Origin of the sequence: Actinomadura sp. B10D3, assembly GCF_039871695.1 — a bacterium.
GTDB classification, from domain to species: Bacteria; Actinomycetota; Actinomycetes; order Streptosporangiales; family Streptosporangiaceae; genus Spirillospora; species Spirillospora madurae.
In genome coordinates, this window is record NZ_JBDPLY010000032.1 from 58022 (window position 1) to 76215 (window position 18194).

The 18194-nt window shown below is 72.8% G+C and carries 7 protein-coding genes; all 7 read left to right on the forward strand.

Translation table 11 applies throughout. The features are described from left to right. Nucleotides 1–2 precede the first annotated feature (2 nt). The 7 genes from ABGB11_RS34830 to ABGB11_RS34860 all read left to right on the forward strand — a co-directional run bounded on the left by ABGB11_RS34830 (nucleotide 3) and on the right by ABGB11_RS34860 (nucleotide 18187). Nucleotides 3–2054 (forward strand): bifunctional aldolase/short-chain dehydrogenase, encoded by a 2052-nt coding sequence (locus ABGB11_RS34830; RefSeq protein WP_347639738.1) that lies wholly within the window; start codon nucleotides 3–5, stop codon nucleotides 2052–2054. 143 nt (nucleotides 2055–2197) lie between these two features. After that, nucleotides 2198–4726, forward strand: coding sequence for an alpha-L-rhamnosidase C-terminal domain-containing protein (locus ABGB11_RS34835; RefSeq protein ID WP_347639739.1), 2529 nt, complete (start codon nucleotides 2198–2200; stop codon nucleotides 4724–4726). A gap of 9 nt (nucleotides 4727–4735) precedes the next feature. Next, nucleotides 4736–6946, forward strand: coding sequence for an alpha-L-rhamnosidase C-terminal domain-containing protein (locus ABGB11_RS34840; protein ID WP_347639740.1), 2211 nt, complete (start codon nucleotides 4736–4738; stop codon nucleotides 6944–6946). A gap of 19 nt (nucleotides 6947–6965) precedes the next feature. After that, on the forward strand, nucleotides 6966–8384 hold the full coding sequence (locus ABGB11_RS34845; RefSeq protein ID WP_347639741.1) for an L-fucose/L-arabinose isomerase family protein: 1419 nt from the start codon (nucleotides 6966–6968) through the stop codon (nucleotides 8382–8384). A gap of 110 nt (nucleotides 8385–8494) precedes the next feature. Further along, nucleotides 8495–11608 (forward strand): glycoside hydrolase family 78 protein, encoded by a 3114-nt coding sequence (locus ABGB11_RS34850; protein WP_347639742.1) that lies wholly within the window; start codon nucleotides 8495–8497, stop codon nucleotides 11606–11608. Between the two features lie 52 nt (nucleotides 11609–11660). Beyond that, the gene (locus ABGB11_RS34855) at nucleotides 11661–15380 is read left to right on the forward strand and encodes a glycosyl hydrolase (protein ID WP_347639743.1); all 3720 of its coding nucleotides are present in this window, start codon (nucleotides 11661–11663) and stop codon (nucleotides 15378–15380) included. A 53-nt stretch (nucleotides 15381–15433) separates the two neighbouring features. Continuing rightward, nucleotides 15434–18187, forward strand: a complete 2754-nt coding sequence (locus tag ABGB11_RS34860; RefSeq protein ID WP_347639744.1) for a family 78 glycoside hydrolase catalytic domain — start codon at nucleotides 15434–15436, stop codon at nucleotides 18185–18187. Nucleotides 18188–18194: the final 7 nt, after the last annotated feature.

Consider the following 18194-nt stretch of genomic DNA (forward strand, 5'->3'; position numbering starts at 1 on the left):
CGATGACCGCCACTCCACCCGAGGTGGAGCAGCTGCTGGAACGGGCCAACACCCTCGGCTCGGACCCGCGCAACACCAACTACGCGGGCGGCAACGCGTCCGCGAAGGGCACGGTCACCGACCCCGTGACGGCCCGCGACGTCGAGCTGATGTGGGTGAAGGGCTCCGGCGGCGACCTCGGCACCCTCACCGAGAAGGGCCTCGCCGTGCTGAGGCTGGACCGGATGCGCGCCCTCGCGGACGTCTACCCGGGCATCGACCGCGAGGACGAGATGGTCGCCGCGTTCGACTACTGCCTTTTCGGACGCGCCGGCAGTGCCCCCTCGATCGACACCGCCATGCACGGCCTCGTGGAGGCCGTGCACGTCGACCACCTGCACCCTGACTCCGGCATCGCGATCGCGACCGCCGCGGACGGCGAGGAGCTGACCCGGCGGATCTTCGGCGACCGGGTCGCCTGGGTGCCGTGGCGGCGGCCCGGCTTCCAGCTCGGCCTCGACATCGCCGAGATCAAGCGGGCCAACCCGCAGGCGATCGGGGTGATCCTCGGCGGGCACGGCATCACGGCGTGGGGCGAGACCAGCGAGGAGTGCAAGGCCAACTCGCTCGACATCATCCGCACCGCGGAGGCCTACATCGCCGAGCACGGCAAGGCCGACCCGTTCGGCGAGGTGATCCACCCGACGCTGCCGCAGGACGAGCGGCGCGACCGTGCCGCCGCCCTGTTCCCGCTGATCCGGGGGCTGGCGTCCACCGACCGGCCGCAGGTCGGGCACTTCACCGACAGCGAGGCCGTCCTCGACTTCGTCTCGCGCGCCGAGCACCCGCGGCTCGCGGCGCTCGGCACGTCCTGCCCGGACCACTTCCTGCGCACCAAGGTGCGGCCGATGGTCCTCGACCTGCCGCCGGACGCGCCGCTCGACGACGTCAAGGCCCGCCTCAAGGAGCTGCACGCCGCCTACCGCGAGGAGTACGCCGCCTACTACGACCGGCACGCCACGGCCGAGTCGCCCGCGATGCGCGGCGCGGACCCGGCCATCGTCCTCGTACCCGGGGTCGGCATGTTCTCCTTCGGCGCGAACAAGCAGACCGCGCGGGTCGCCGGCGAGTTCTACGTCAACGCGATCAACGTGATGCGCGGCGCCGAGGCGCTGTCGTCCTACGCGCCCATCGACGAGGCGGAGAAGTTCCGCATCGAGTACTGGGAGCTGGAGGAGGCCAAGCTCCGCAGGATGCCGAAGCCGAAGCCGCTCGCCACCCGGGTCGCGCTCGTCACCGGCGGCGGGTCGGGCATCGGCGCGGCCACCGCCCGCCGCCTCGCCGCCGAGGGCGCCTGCGTCGTCGTCGCCGACATGGACGTCGCGGCGGCCGAGAAGGTCGCCGCCGAGATCGGCGCGACGGCGCTCCGCGCGCCGGACGCCGCCGTCGCGGCCGGCGCCGACGTGACCTCCGAGGAGGAGATCGCCGCGGCCGTCCGCGACGCGGTCCTGGCGTTCGGCGGCGTCGACCTCGTCGTCAACAACGCCGGCCTGTCGATCTCCAAGCCGCTGCTGGAGACGACCGCCGCCGACTGGGACCTCCAGCACGACGTCATGGCGCGCGGCTCGTTCCTGGTCTCGCGGGAGGCCGCCCGCGTGATGGTCGAGCAGGGGATGGGCGGCGACATCGTCTACATCTCCTCCAAGAACGGGGTGTTCGCCGGGCCGAACAACATCGCCTACGGCGCGACCAAGGCCGACCAGGCGCACCAGGTCCGGCTGCTGGCCGCCGAGCTCGGCGAGCACGGCATCCGCGTCAACGGCGTCAACCCCGACGGCGTGGTGCGCGGCTCCGGGATCTTCGCCGGCGGCTGGGGCGCCGAGCGCGCCGCCGTGTACGGCGTCGAGGAGGAGAGGCTCGGCGAGTTCTACGCCCAGCGGACGCTGCTCAAGCGCGAGGTGCTGCCCGAGCACGTCGCCGCCGCCGTCTTCGCCCTCACCGGCGGCGACCTGACCCACACCACCGGACTGCACATCCCCGTGGACGCCGGCGTCGCCGCCGCGTTCCTGCGCTAGGAGGGGCGCTCCCGACCGAGGAAGGCCGGCCGGCGGCCCGGACGGCCGGCCGCGGCGCTCACATCGCCGCGGCCGACCGTCCCCACCCGGGCGCCGGCCGGCCCGATGGGCCCACTCGACCAAAGGAACCCGAAGGGACAACGATGACCCCGGCCGAGAAGTTCGCGCGTTCCCGCATGACCGTCATCACCTCGCTGAGCCTGGGCGTGGCCGCCCTGGTCGCCGCCCCGTCCGGTGCCGCCTCCGCCGCACCCCGAGATCCGCTGGGACTTCCGTCCCTGTCCCGCGCCGATCGCTACGTCCTCGCTCCCTCCAGCCGGACGGTCCGTCCGGAGAAGGTGGGGGAGTCGTACGGGCTGAACGGCGACTACGTGACCGCCGCGTCGGAGGAGTCCGAGAAGGAGGGGCACGACCTGGACGCCGGGGCGTCCACGACCGCCAAGGCCGACGGTGTGATGACCCGCCAGACGGGCGACCAGGCCGGGGCGGGGTTCGGCTACCGCCTGCGGGTGACGCCCGGACGTCCCGTGACGCTCCGGATCGAGGAGGCGGGCAGCGCCACCGCGCACTACGAGGTGCTGGTGAACGGCAAGGTCGTGCACGAGCGCAGGCCCGACCCGGCGCAGGCCGGGGTGTGGAGCGGTGACAAGGCCGGTCTCGTCCACTACGACGTGACCGTCCCGGCGACGATCGTCGGATCCACCGAGAACATGCGCGTCTCGTTCCGTAACACCGACCAGCCTGGGCCGGGCGCCCGCATCCACGCCGTCTGGACGCTCTCCAAGGGCGGCCGCGCCCCTGTGGCGCCCTACGGCGGGACGGTCGCGAACCCGTCCGGCGCCTTCCACCACGGGACGACCACCCTCACGTCGAACGAGTACGGCCGCCCCTACGTCGTCTACGACTTCGGGAAGGAGGTCGGCGGGCAGGTCCAGGTCACCGCCGACGTCCGCAAGGGCACCCCCAGGCTCGGCCTGGCGTTCAGCGAGAGCCCGCAGTACCTCACCACCGCGTCCGACTACAGCCAGGACCCGGTCGGCCTCGCCACCGAGACCCACTACCTCGACACGCGGGCCGGACGCACCGCCATGACCGACCCGGTGATCCGGGGCGGGTTCCGCTACCTGATGGTGTTCCTGGACGGCCCCGGCGAGGTGAAGCTGTCCGACCTGCGGCTGAAGTTCACCGCCGACCCCGCGAACCCGGACCTGGACGGCTACAAGGGCGCGTTCCTGTCCAGCGACGACACCCTGAACCGGCTCTGGTACGCGGGCGCCTACACCGTCCAGATGGCGACGATCGACCCGACGACCGGGCGCCCCTACCCGGGCCAGGAGGGCCCGGTTCGCAACGACGCGATCGTCGGCGAGGGCGCCAGCGTCATCAGCGACGGAGCCAAGCGCGACCGCATGATCTGGGGCGGCGACAACGCCGTCGCGGACCCGGTCTCCTACCTCTCGACCGGCCTGTCGGAGCCGTCCGCCAACGCGGTCGGGTTCATGGCCAAGGGGCAGGCGGCCAGCGGCCAGATCCCCGGCCTGTACCTGACCGAGAAGCACGGCTACAACATGAGCTGGGGCGAGTACGCGGCCTGGTGGGTCCACAACTACTGGACGCACTACCTCTACACCGGCGACCAGGCGTTCTTCGACACGTGGTACGACGCGATGAAGAAGAACGTCGCGTGGCTGGAGTCGAACGCCGGCGACGACGGCCTGCTCACCATGAAGGGCGCCGGCGGCACCTGGGGCTACGGAAACGACGCGGGCGGCACCTACGTCTCGTCCCTGTACGTGAAGGTGCTCGGGCAGGCCGCGCAGGCCGCCGAGGCCAAGGGCGACACCGCACTCGCCGCGACCTACCGCGAGCACGCCGCCCGCACCGCCAAGGCGGTCAACGACCGCCTCTGGGACGCGGACGCCGGCGCGTACAAGGTCAGCCCGTCCGACGGCCGCCACCCGCAGGACGGCAACGCCATGGCGATCGTCGCGGGCGTCGCCACCGGTGACCGCGCCGAGTCGGTGCTGGAGTTCTTCGGCGACGCGCTCGCCAACCCGCACGGAGACCTCACGGTGGACGAGCCGGGCGGCGCCGTCCCGCAGTACATCAGCCCGTTCGTGTCCGCCCAGTCGCTGCTGGCCCACTCCACCCAGGACGACATGGCGGGCGCGATGTCGCTGCTCCGCCGCACCTGGTACCCGATGCTCGGCAAGGCCCAGCCCGGCACGCTGTGGGAGAACGTCAGCCCGGCCGGCGCGCCGCAGCTCGGCTCCTACACGAGCCTCTCGCACGGATGGGCCGCCGCGCCCACCGCGTTCCTCACCAACCAGGTCCTCGGCGTCACGCCCACGTCGGGTGGGTTCGGGACGTTCAGCGTCCTCCCGCACCCGGCGAGCGGGCTGCGCTGGGCCGAGGGGCGCGTGCCCACCCCGCACGGCGACATCACCGCCGCGTGGAAGCAGCAGGGAAGGACGTTCACACTCCGAGTCACCGCGCCCGGAGGCACCACCGCCACCGCCGGCGTCCCGGCGGACGGCGCGTCGGAGGTCCGGGTCGACGGAAAGGTCGTCTGGCACGGCGGCACGGCCGTGAGGCCGGGCGTCACCGTCCGGGACGGCCTCGTGCAGATCCCCGGGCTGACCGGCACGTCCACCCTGACCGCCTCCCGCTGACCTGGAGTGATGATGGTTCCCCCCACCACCGCCCGCCGCTCCCTCGCCCGCGCGGCCGTCGCCGCCGCGCTCACGATCACCAGCACCGCCGCCCTGGCGATGCCCGCCGTCGCCGCGCCGCACCCGCGCGGCCCCTGGCAGGACGCCTCCTACACCCCGCGCCCCGGCCAGTGGCGCCCCTACGTCCTGGCCCCGTCCAGCCGCGACGTCAAGCCCGCCAAGGTGTTCAAGGCCGACCCGCGGCAGGGGACGATCGACGGCTCTCCGGAGTCCGCCCTGAGGAAGGGCGGCGGCTCGGTCCGGCTCGGCGGCGCCGGCGACCGGGCCGGCTCCCCGCTGCTGATCGTCGACTTCGGCAAGGAGGTCGCCGGGCACCTGAAGGTCCGGGTGAAGGGCGCCTCGGGGTCTCCGAAGCTGCGCGCCTGCTTCTCGGAGTCGGTGCGGTACATGGCGCTGGACCCGGACGCCAACGACGGCCAGGGCAAGATCGCGCCCGGCTGCGACACCGCCAACATCTGGAACGGCTTCCCCGGCCAGCCCTACACCGCCGACACCGACAGCCACGCCCTCCCGCTGGACGGCGCGAGCCTGCCCGGCACCGTCCGCGACACGGAGCTGCGCGGCGGGTTCCGGTACGCGACGCTGTTCCTGGACGGCCCCGGCGCCGTCGACATCGACGCGATCTCGCTCGACTTCACCGCCGCGCCCGACCAGCGCGACCTGGACGGCTACCGCGGCCACTTCCTGTCCAGCGACGACCTGCTGAACAAGATCTGGTACGCGGGCGCGTACACCGTCCAGATCAACACGGGCGCGCCGAACACCGCCAAGAAGTGGCCCTACGAGCCGGGGGAGGGCGACCATGCCGACGCCCCCGTCCCGCACGCCGACCCGAACGTCTCCGTCATCTACGACGGCGGCAAGCGCGACCGGATCGTCTGGCAGGGCGACCTCGCCGTCCAGGCGCCCGTCGCCTATGTCAGCACCTACGACATGGGCTCGGTCGACAACTCGCTCTCGTCCCTCGCCGCCCAGCAGCTCCCGGACGGCTACATGCCCGCCGCGAGCCTGGTCGGCCAGCACAACCAGAACGAGCTGCGCACCTACGGCGAGTACGTCACCTGGTTCGTGGCGAACATGTACGACCACTGGTGGTACACCGGGGACCGCGCCTATCTGGACAGGTGGTGGCCGCAGCTCACCAGGGCGACCGCCTGGCTCGAGTCCGTCCGCGCCGAGGACGGCAAGGGGCTGATCGGGTTCCAGAACTCCGGGTCGTGCGGCCACTACGGCTACTCCGACTGCGGCCACGAGACCTACGTCAACGCCCTCTACGCCCGCAACCTGGAGCAGATGGCCGCCATGGCGAAGGCGCGCGGCGACGCCTCGGCCGCCAGGACCTACGCCGACCGGTCCGCCGCCGTGAAGAAGGCCGTCAACGACCAGCTCTGGGACGACGAGACCGGCGCGTACCGGCTGTCCCGCGAGATCCCCGGCGCCTACCCGCAGGACGGCAACGTCACCGCGGTCCTCACCGGCATCGCCGGCGGCGACCGCGCGAAGCGGGCCCTCGCCTACCTCCGCGCCAACAACTGGACGGACATCGGGTCGCTGACGGTCTCCACGTCAACGCCGAACGCCAGCCTCCCGCCGTTCTACGCACCCCTGCCGAGCGGGTTCGAGGCCGACGCCCGCCTGGAGACCGGCGACTCGTCCGGCCTGGAGCTGATCCGCAAGTACTGGGGCCACCAGCTCGAGCAGGACCCCGGCTCCACGTTCTGGGAGCACATGCAGCCGGACGGCACGCCCAACCTCAAGCAGTTCTCCAGCCTCGCGCACGGCTGGGCCGCGCAGCCGACCGTCACGCTCAGCTCCAGGGTGCTGGGCGTGCGCCCGGCCGCCCCCGGGTATTCGTCCTGGGCCGTGGTCCCGTTCACAGGGAAGCTGAAGTGGGCCGAAGGGACCGTGCCGACCCCGCACGGCGACATCGCCGCGTCCTGGCGCAGGACCGGGCACGGCTTCCAGCTCAAGGTCACCGCGCCGCGCGGCACCCGCGGCCGCCTCGCCGTCCCGGTCGACGCGTCAACCCGGCGGGTCACGCTCGACGGGCGGACGGTCTGGGCCGCGGGGAAGGCCACCGTGCACGGTGTGTCCAGCGACGGAAGGTACGTCTACGTGGACGGGGCGTCCGCCGGGCGCCACACCCTCACAGCCCAATAGCCCCGACAGGAGGAGAGGAATGGCAGACAACACAGCGCCACCGGCGGTGAAGGTCGGACTGGTCGCCGGCGGGCTCGGCGCCTACTGGCCGCAGTTCCCGGATCTGCTGCCGCAGCTCGAGCGGTCCGCCGAGCGCGTCTCGGAGCGGATGCGCGGGCTCGGCGCCGAGGTGGTCGACGTCGGGTTCATCTCCGACGCGCAGGAGGGCGCGGCGGCGGCCGAGAGGCTCCGCGCGGCCGGCTGCGACATCATCGTCGGCTTCCTCACCACCTACATGACCGCGACGATGCTGGTCCCCGTCGCCCAGCGCGCCGACGCACCGGTCCTGCTGATCAACCTGCAGCCGACCGAGTCGATGGACCACGCCACCTTCGACACCGGGCAGTGGCTCGCCTACTGCGGCGCCTGCCCGCTGCCGGAGATGGCGAACGCGTTCGCGCGCTGCGGCGTCCCGTTCCGCTCGGTCTCCGGCTACCTGGAGGACGAGCGGGCCTGGGCCAAGATCGGCCGCTGGGTGCGGGCCGCCGGGGTGCGGGCCGCGCTGCGGCGGGGCCGGCACGGGCTGATGGGCCACCTGTACCCGGGGATGCTGGACGTCTCCACCGACCTCACGCTCGTCAGCGCCAACTTGGGCGGGCACGTCGAGGTGCTGGAGTTCGACGACCTGCGGGTCCGGGTGGAGAAGGTCACCGACGCCGAGACGGCCGCGAAGAAGGCCGAGGCGGAGAAGATCTTCGAGCTGGACGCGTCCGTCAACGACGACGACCTCACCTGGGCGGCCCGCGTCGCGGTCGGCCTGGACCGGCTCGCCGAGGACTTCGAGCTGGACAGCCTCGCCTACTACCACCGGGGCCTGGACGGCGAGGTCCACGAGCGGCTCGGCGCCGGGATGATCCTCGGCGCCTCGCTGCTCACCGCGCGCGGGATCCCGGCGGCCGGCGAGTACGAGCTGCGCACGTCCCTCGCCATGCTGATCGCCGACCGGCTCGGCGCGGGCGGCTCGTTCACCGAGCTGCAGGCCCTCGACTTCCACCGCGGCCACGTCGAGATGGGCCACGACGGGCCCGCGCACCTGGCGATCAGCGCCCGCCGCCCGCTGCTGCGGGGCCTCGGCGTCTACCACGGCAAGCGCGGCTACGGCGTGTCCGTGGAGTTCGACGTCAAGCACGGCCCGGTCACCGCGTTCGGGATCATCCAGCGCCGCGACGGCCGGTTCGCGTTCGCCGCGTCCGAGGGCGAGACCGTGAACGGCCCGCTGCTGCAGATCGGCAACACCACGTCCCGCGTCGACTTCGGCTGCGACCCCGGCGAGTGGACCGACGCCTGGTCCGCCACCGGCATCTCCCACCACTGGGCGCTCGGCACCGGCCACCGGATCGCCGACCTGAAGGCCCTGGCCGACCTCCTGGAGATCGAGCTCATCGAGGTGGGGCCCTGAACCCCACCGCACAGGATCGGGGGATCCACAACTGAGGTGACGGCGAGCCGCGCCCGTGCCCCACCGGGCCGCGGGCTCTGTTCGCCGCGCCCGAAAACCGGAGGAAACCCATGCGGCGAACGCCCAGAGCGCTGCGTCCCACGTCCCCATTCCTCGTCCTCCCGACGTCCCTCCTCCTCGTCGTCACCACGGCCGGCGCGGTCCCCGCCGCGGCCTCGCCGGGCGGCGCCGTGACGGTCGTCCAGACGCGCACCGAGTACGCCGACCGGCCGCTCGGCCTCGACGCCGCCCGCCCGCGGCTGACCTGGCGGCTCGGCTCGGCGAAGCGCGCGCAGGTGCAGTCGGCGTACGAGGTGCGGGTGGCGTCCGCGCCGTCCCGCCTGTCCGCACCGGACGTGTGGGACAGCGGGAAGGTGGAGTCCGCGCAGTCCGTGCTGGTGCCCTACACCGGGCCGGGCCTCAAGCCGCGGACCCGCTACTACTGGACGGTCCGGGTGTGGGACGGCACCGGCCGCCCGTCCGCGTGGAGCAAGGCCACCTGGTGGGAGACCGGCCTGCTGGACGGCGGGACGCTCGCCGGGCAGTGGATCGGGCACGACGCGCCGCTGCCGCTGCCCACCTCCTTCACCGGGCAGAACGACCCATCCCAGCTCAAGGCGGGCACCACGCAGGGGCAGACGTTCACCTCCGACAAGCCGGTCACGAAGGTGTCGATCCCGATGCCGACGTGGAACACCGCCGACGCCGACGCGACCACCGCGCTGCGCAAGGACGGCCCCGGCGGCGAGATCCTCGCCCAGCGCCGCGTCGTCGACCACGCCGACAACGCCGAAGCCGCCCTCACCCTCGACACCCCGGCGCCCGCCGGGACGTACTACATCGAGCAGTCCGACCCGTCCGGGCAGATCGGCTGGTGGAGCCACACCGGTGGCGGCTACGACCACGGGCAGGCGTACAAGGACGGCGAGCCCGCCCCCGGCGACCGCCGGTTCTCGTTCCAGACCGTCTCCACCGGGCCGGACGGGCTGACGTCCCAGCTCCGCAAGGACTTCACCGTCGGGAAGAAGGTCGAGCGGGCCCGCCTGTACTCGACCGCCCTCGGCGTCTACACCGCCGAGATCAACGGCAGGCGGGTCGGGAACGACGAGCTGACGCCCGGCTGGACCGACTACAAGACCCGCGTCCAGTACCAGGCCTACGACGTGACGCGGCTGCTGCGCAGGGGCGGCAACGCGATCGGCGCCACCCTCGCGCCCGGCTGGTACGCCGGACACGTGGCGAGCTTCGGACCCGGCCGGTACGGGCCGCGCCCGTGGCTGCGCGCGCAGCTCCAGATCGACTACACCGACGGGACGTCGCAGCGGGTCGTCACCGACCCGAGCTGGCGCAGCGCCACCGGCCCCGTCCTCACCTCCGACCTGCTCATGGGGGAGCGGTACGACGCCCGCGAGGAGACCCCCGGCTGGAGCCGTCCCGGCTTCGACGCGCGGGGCTGGAAGCCCGTCCTCGTCAACGGCGAGGCGACGGCGAAGCCCGTGGCGCAGTCCGCCGCGCCCACGCGGATCGAGCGTGAGATCGAGCCGGTCGCCGTGACCAGCCCGGAGAAGGGCGTGTACATCTTCGACCTCGGCCAGAACGTGGTCGGGACCGTCCGGCTGCGCGTCGCCGGCCGGGCCGGGACGAAGGTGACCCTGCGGCACGGCGAGGTCCTGAACAAGGACGGCACCCTCTACACCGCGAACCTGCGCACCGCCGAGGCGACCGACACCTACACCCTCAAGGGCGGCGCCACCGAGACCTACGAGCCCCGCTACACCTTCCACGGCTTCCGCTACGTCGAGGTCACCGGCTACCCCGGCACGCCCGGCAAGGACGCCGTGACCGGCCGGGTGGAGCACACCGCCGAGCCGCTGACGATGTCCTTCGACACCGACGTGCCGATGCTCGACCAGCTGCACCGCAACATCACGTGGGGGCAGCGCGGCAACTTCCTGTCGATCCCGACCGACACCCCGGCGCGGGACGAACGGCTCGGCTGGTCCGGAGACATCAACGTCTTCTCCCGCACCGCCACCTACAACATGGAGTCGGCGCGGTTCCTCGCCAAGTGGATGCGCGACATGCGCGACTCGCAGACCGCGGACGGCGCCTTCACCGACATCGCCCCCACCGTCGGCGGCCTCGGCGGCGGCTCCGCAGGCTGGGGTGACGCCGGCGTCACCGTCCCGTGGAACCTGTACCGGGCGTACGGGGACCGGCAGGTCCTCGAACAGAACTACCCGGCGATGCAGAAGTGGATCTCCTACCTGGAGAGCCACAGCGACGGGCTGCTGCGGCCCGCGTCCGGTTACGGGGACTGGCTCAACGTCGACGCCGAGACGCCCAAGGACGTCATCGGCACCGCCTACTTCGCCTACGCCGCCGGTCTGGTCGCCCAGGTCGCCGGCGTCCTCGGCCGCCCCGGCGACGCCGCGAGGTACGAGGACCTGGCCAAGCGGGTCAAGGAGGCGTTCACCGCCGCCTACCTGAAGGACGGGCGGTTGAAGGGCGACACCCAGACCGCCTACGTCCTGGCGCTGTCGATGGACCTGCTGCCCGCGGACGCCAGGAAGGCCGCCGCCGACCGCCTCGTCGAGCTGATCGAGGCGCGCGACTGGCATCTGTCCACCGGCTTCCTCGGCACCCCGCGGCTCCTGCCCGTCCTCACCGCGACCGGGCACGGCGACGCCGCCTACCGGCTGCTCCAGCAGCGGACCTTCCCGTCCTGGGGCTACCAGATCGGCAAGGGCGCCACCACGATGTGGGAGCGCTGGGACTCCATCAAGCCGGACGGCTCCTTCCAGGACGCCGCGATGAACTCCTTCAACCACTACGCCTACGGCGCGGTCGGCGAATGGATGTACGAGAACATCGCCGGGATCGCCGCGGCCGAGCCCGGCTACCGCCGCACCGTGATCCGGCCCCGCCCCGGCGGCGACGTCCACCGCGCCGCCGCCGCGTACGACTCGGTCTACGGGCCGGTCTCCAGCCGGTGGAGCCTGCGCGGCGACCGGTTCACCCTCGACGTCTCGGTGCCCGTCAACACCACCGCCGAGGTGTGGGTGCCGGCCGCGAAGGCGGAGGACGTCACGTACCAGGGTGCGAAGTTCCTGCGCATGCAGGACGGCGCCGCCGTCTTCGAGGTCGGCTCCGGCTCCTACCGCTTCACGGCGAGAACCCGATGACCCGTAACGACCACAACGACAGCCGCGTCATCGAGTTGGAGGGCCACCCCTCATGATCCGTTCCAAGACCCGGCTGCTCGCCGTGCCGGTGGCCGCGCTGACGGCGCTGTCGGGGCTCGCGGCCGTCGACGCGGCCGCGGACGCCCCGTCGTTCGGCCCGGCCGCCCCGGAACTGACCCGCGGAACCTTCGCCGACCCTCCGGCGTCGGTGCGGCCCAAGTACCGCTGGTGGCAGCCGCTCGCCTACACCGACGACGGCGAACTCGGCCTCGAACTCGACCAGATCAAGAAGGCGGGCGGCGGCGGAGCCGAGGTCGCGCCGTTCAACGTGGAGGGCGCCGGCAGCAACACGCCGGAGTTCCTGAAGACCTACGGCTGGGGCACCCCGCTGTGGGCGCAGAAGACCCGGACGATGCTGGCGCAGGCCAAGTCGCGGGGACTCGGCCTGGACTTCACCATCGGTCCCCGCTGGCCCGCGACCGTCCCCACCGTCGACGACGTCAACGATCCGAGCGCCCAGCAGCAGATCGTCTTCTCGCACGAGTTCCACAAGGGCGGCACCCGCAGGTCCGGCGAGCTGCCGACGAACTTCAACGTCGCACCGCCCGCCGGGGCGAAACGGACGCTCATCGCCGCGCTCGTCGCCAGATGCGATGACGCGGACTGCGCGTCCTCCAGCGCGCCCCGGATGCTGGACCGCGCGAGCGTCACCGACGTCACCTCGAAGGTGGACGCGCAGGGCGCGCTCACCGTCGACTTCCCCGGCGACGGCACGAGCACGTACGCGCTGATCGCCTTCTACCAGACGCCCAGCGGCCAGTCGCTGTCCGGCTACACCGCGACCGGAACCAACTACGCCCTCGACCCGTTCAGCAAGGCCGGGGCGAGGGCGACCACGGACTTCTACGACGAGCACATCCTCACCCGCGACGTGCGGAAGCTGCTCGCCCAGATGGGCGAGAGCGACCTGTTCGAGGACTCGCTCGAACTGGGCTCCACCCAGAAGTGGACGTCCGAGCTGGTCGACCAGTGGACGAGGCTGCGCGGCTACGACCCGGTGAAGGTGCTCCCGGCCCTCGCCGGCGCGGGCGACCAGGGCATCACCGACCGGCCGTTCTTCGACTTCGGCGGCGGTGCCGGCGCCCGGGTCCGCACCGACTACCGGCAGACCCTCAGCGACCTCTACATCCGCAACCGGCTCGACGTGCTGCGCACCTGGGCGCACAAGCACCACATCAGCACCCGCATCCAGCCCTACGGCATCCCGGTGGACGTCTCCGAGGCCGCCGCGCACGTCGACGTGCCCGAGGGCGAGTCGCTGGCGTTCGGCCAGTCGGTCGGGGCCTACAGCAACGTGCAGGACTACCGCGTCGTCGCCACGGGCGCGCACGTGTCCGGGCGGCCGGTGGTGTCCGACGAGTGCTGCGCATTCTCCGGCTCGGTGTGGGGCTCGACGGCCGGCGCCGGATCGGACGCCTCGAACCTGCAGGCCGTCTACCGGGGCTTCGCCGGCGGCGTGAACCAGATCGTCTGGCACGGCTTCCCGTACCTGAGCAGGGGGCCCGCGGGCGCCGGGCCGCAGTCGGCCTGGCCCGGGATGACCTACGGCGGCAACACCTCCTACTCGGAGGCGTGGGGCGACAAGGGAGGCCCGAACTGGGGCGACTACCGCGCCGTCAACGACCACCTGGCCCGGATGCAGCTCGTGCTCCGGCAGGGCAAGCCCCGCTTCGACCTGGCCGTGTACTGGCAGGACTTCGGTATGAACGGCACCGGCACCACCGGGAGCGGGTCGAACAAGCTGATCCAGAGCTCCTCGGCGCTGGCGTCGGCCGGATACACCTACGAGTACCTCAGCCCGGCGCTGCTCCAGCGCAAGGACGCCGCCTACTCCCACGGCACTCTGTTCGGAGACCGCTCCGCTTACCGTGCGGTGCTGCTGAACGACCAGAAGACGATGCCGGTGGACGCCGCGGAGAAGCTGCTCCGGCTGGCGCGGCAGGGACTGCCCGTCGTCATCGTCGGGGACGTGCCGAGCACGGTGCCCGGCAACGGCGACGCCGCGCGCCAGGACGCGCGGCTGAAGTCGGTCGTCGCCGAACTCCTCCGGCAGCGCGGGGTGGTGCGGGTGGCGAGCGAGGCGGACGCGCCGGAGGCGCTGCGGCGCCTGGCCGTCACGCCGGCCGCGACGCCGCACGACGGATCCGGCGCGCTCCTCGACGTGCGCCGCCAGGCGGGTCCCACGAACTACTACTTCCTGTACAACCAGACGAACACGACGACCGCGCAGAAGGTCACCCTGACCGGCCAAGGCGTCCCCTACCGGCTGGACACCTGGACCGGCGAGATCACCCCGATCACGGACTACACGTCCGGCCACGGGACCGTCACCGTCCCCGTCCGGCTGGCCGGGAACGACGCCACGGTCATCGCGGTCACGCCGCGCCGCGACGCCACCTTCACCGGCCACCCGCGCGACCCTCGGCCGGGCGGGCAGGGGACGGCCGCCGTCCCGAAGCCGGTGCGGCTCGACGAGTGGTCGCTGTCGGTGGACGCCTGGGGCCCCGGCCCTTCCGGCAGGCCCGGTGACACCGCCCACAAGGCGCTCGGGCCGGTCACGGTGAAGGCCGGTGCGGACGGCGCGCTGCCTTCCTGGTCGTCGATCACCACGGGCAACGGCCACCCCGTGGACCTCAAGGACGTCTCGGGCGTCGGCACCTACACCGCGCGCGTCACGCTCGACAGCGGCTGGAAAGGCATCGGCGAGGCCGAACTCGACCTCGGGACACCGGTGGACACCGTCCGGGTGAACGTCAACGGGCACGACCTCCCGCCGTTGAACCAGGCCGATCTGCGGCACGTCCCGGTGGGCCGCCACCTGCGGCCGGGCGCCAACACGATCACCGTGCGGGTCGCCTCCACGCTGCTCAACGCGGTCCGCGCCGCACCCGGCACCGGCGCCGCGTCGCGGACGCCGATGAACTACGGGCTGTTCGGGCCCGTCACCCTGACACCCGCCGGCGGCGACCGTCCGGTGCTGACCGCCGAGGCTCTCGAACCGGAGCTGCCGCTGGCGGACGGCGGCTACAACCGCGCGACCGTGCTGGTCACCAACGCCTCCGCACGCGCGGCGAACGTGACGCTCACCGCGTCGGCCGCCGCGGGGATCAGTGCCGAGCCGGAGCGGGACCGCGTCACGGTGCCGGCCGGCGGGTCGGTGACGGTCCCCGTCGGGCTCCGTGACAAGGGCGTCGCGTCCGGCACGAGCACCCTCAAGGTGACCGCGCGCAGTGACACCGGGCCGTCCGCCGCCACTGCGGTGACCCTGCGGCACTCCGGCGACCTCGCCCTCAACCCGGGCGGCGCGCCGTTCCCGCGGGTGGTCGCCGACGCCGGGCAGGACCGGTACCCGGCCAAGCTCGCCGTGGACGGGTCGCCCAGCACGTTCTGGGTGTCCTGGGGACGCGCCGCGGGCCAGGGACCGACGCCCGCCGCCCCGGTTCGCTACGGGGTCGACTTCGGCGCGCCCGTCGAGATCGGGTCGGTCGCCGTGGGCGGGCGCTCCAACTACGGGCCGCGCGACTACGGGATCCAGGTCTCCTCGGACGGGCGGACCTGGCGCACCGTCGCCACCGCGACCGACACCCTGAAGGAGGGCGGGACGACGACGTTCCCCAAGGTCAGCGCCCGCTACGTGCGCCTCGACATCACCAGGAGCTGGGACGGCATCCGCGCGAACGTGCAGATGAGCGGGTTCAGCGTACGGCCGTAGGCCGGATCCGGCAGGCACCGCAAGCCCCGTCAACGAACTGGAGGTCGATCCTCGTGAAACGCCGTGACATGACCCGCTCCGCCGGTTTCCGTCCCGTCCTGGTCGCCGTCGCCGCCGTGACGGCGGCGGCCGTCACCGGGCTGCCGGGCACCGCCCAGGCCGCGCTGCAGGCCGGGCACGCGCCCCTGTCCCCGGCCGCGCTGACCGTGGGGGACCAGGCCCGGCCCCTGAACGTCGCGGGCGCCCCGCTGTTCGGGTGGGCACCCCGCGACCGGGATCCCGGCGAGGTGCAGAGCGCCTACGAGATCGTCGTGCGGGACCCGTCCGGCAAGACGGTCTGGGACAGCCGGCGCGTCCGGTCGGGCAGCCAGGAGTACGTGAGGTACGCGGGGCCGGCGCTGGCGCCGGAGACGTCCTACACCTGGACCGTCCGTACCTGGGACAGGACGGGAAAGCGCTCTCCGTGGGCGCGGCCCTCCACCTTCGACACCGGGATCGCCGACAAGGACTGGCAGGCCACCTGGATCCGGCGCACCACCGCGGAGGCCGACGACTACACCCTCGCCCGCAAGGACTTCACGGTCGGACGGTCCAAGGTGGTGCGGGCCCGCGTGCACATCGCCGCCGGCCAGCAGTACGCGCTCCACCTGAACGGCGAGACCGTCGACCACGGCCCCGCCTTCGAGCATCCCGACGACGGCTACTACAGGACGGTCGACGTCACGTCCAAGCTGAAGGCCGGGCAGCCCGCGACGATCGGTGCGCTCTACCACTGGTACGGGTCGGGGCAGGGACGCCCGAAGGGCGAACCGGGCCTGCTCGTCCGGCTGGTCATCGACCACGCCGACGGGACGCGGCAGGTCGTCGTCACCGACGGGTCGTGGAAGGTGGCGCGCGGACCCTGGAAGCAGGCGCCGAAGCGCAACGGCGACGCCGGCGACTACGTCGAGGACATCGACGGCACCGCCGCCCGGCTCGGCTGGGACAAGCCCGGCTACGACGCCTCCTCCTGGGAGGACGCGCAGGTCGTCGGCGCCCACCCGACGACCGTCTTCAAGCACCTGAGCGGCCAGGAGACCGCGCTCACCTACCGGACGGTCAGGCCGGCGAAGGTCACGCGGCTGGAGTCGGGGGCGCTGGTCGCCGACTTCGGGAAGGTGATCCCGGCCGTGCCCGTGGTGCGGTTCCGCGACGGCGTCGCCGGACGCCATGTCGACATGCACGCCTCCTACGTCCTCAACGCCGACGGGACGGTCTCGCGGTCCAAGGACGACAACCAGGACACCGACCTCGGCTACGGCTACACCCAGCGCGACGGCGACCAGACGTTCCGGCCGCTGACCTACGTCGGGTTCCGCTACCTGGAGATCGCGCCCGGCTCCGGCGCGGAGGCGGGCGACATCTCCGCGGTCGTCCAGCACGACGAGGTGACGCGCGAGGGCGATCTGCGCACGTCGAACGCGGGCGTGAACGCGGTCTACGACCTCATGGCGCGGTCGGCGCTGTACGGGTCGCAGACCCAGTTCGTCGACACGCCCACCCGGGAGAAGGGCCAGTTCCTCGGCGACTCGGTCGGCACCTCGAAGGCGATGATGGGCGCCTACGGGGAGCGGCGGCTTAGCCGGCAGGCGATCCGCGAGTTCATGGCGTCGCAGGCGCGGTACTGGCCGGACGGCCGCCTCAACGCCGTCTACCCGAACGGCGACGGCAAGCGCGACATCCCCGACTACACCGAGATGTTCCCCGGCTGGGTGTGGGACTACTACGAGCAGTCCGGCGACGCGTCCACGCTGGCGGAGGCGTACCCGGTGATGACCGCGGTCGCCGGCTACGTCCGCCGCTACATCGACGCGGGGACGGGCCTGGTCACCAACCTGGAGGGCGGCTCGGGGCAGTACCGGTACGGCATCATCGACTGGCCCGCCACCATGCGCTACGGGCACGACATGGACACCGCCGCCCGGACCGTCATCAACGTCCTCGGCGTCGACGTCTTGAACGCCACCGCCCGCGCGGCCGACGCGCTCGGCAAGACCGGCGAGGCGGCCGCGCTGCGCAGGGACGCCGGCATCCTCACCGGCAGCATCAACGCCCGGCTCCGGCGCCCCGACGGCGTCTACATCGACGGCCTGAAAAGCGACGGCGCCCAGAGCACGCACGCCTCCCAGATCGCCAACGCCTACGCGCTCGCCTACGGCGTCGCACCCGCCGGCGCCCGCGACACGATCGAGTCGTACATCGCCGGGCTCGGCCTGCAGATGGGGCCGATGACCGCGCACCGCCTGCTGGAGGCGCTCGCCGACCGGCCGCGGGACGTCGTCACCCGCCTCACCGACACCAAGGGGCCCGGCTGGGGCAACATCCTCGCGCGGGGCGGCACGTTCACGTGGGAGTCGTGGGACGCGCCCGAGACCGGGCAGAGCTTCTCCCACCCGTGGGGCGCGACGTCGCTCGTGGAGGTGCAGCGCACCCTCCTCGGCGTCACCGTGACCGCCCCGGCCTCGGCCGCCGTCCGGATCAGGCCGCCGCTGACCGGGCTGGACCGCGCGTCCGGCACCGTCCCGCTGCAGCGCGGCGACGTCGGCGTCACCTGGCGGCGGGCCGGGCGCGGCTTCGCCCTGTCCGTGGACGTCCCGGTCAACGTCCGCGCCGAGATCCACGTCCCGGCCCGGTCCGCCCGCGACGTGCGCGTGTCCGGACCCCGCGGTCAGGAGCCGGGCGGCGCCCGCTTCGTCGGGATGAAGGACGGCTACGCCGTCTTCGAAGCCGGCTCCGGCCACCTCACCTTCCGCTCTGACCACCTCTGAGGAGCCA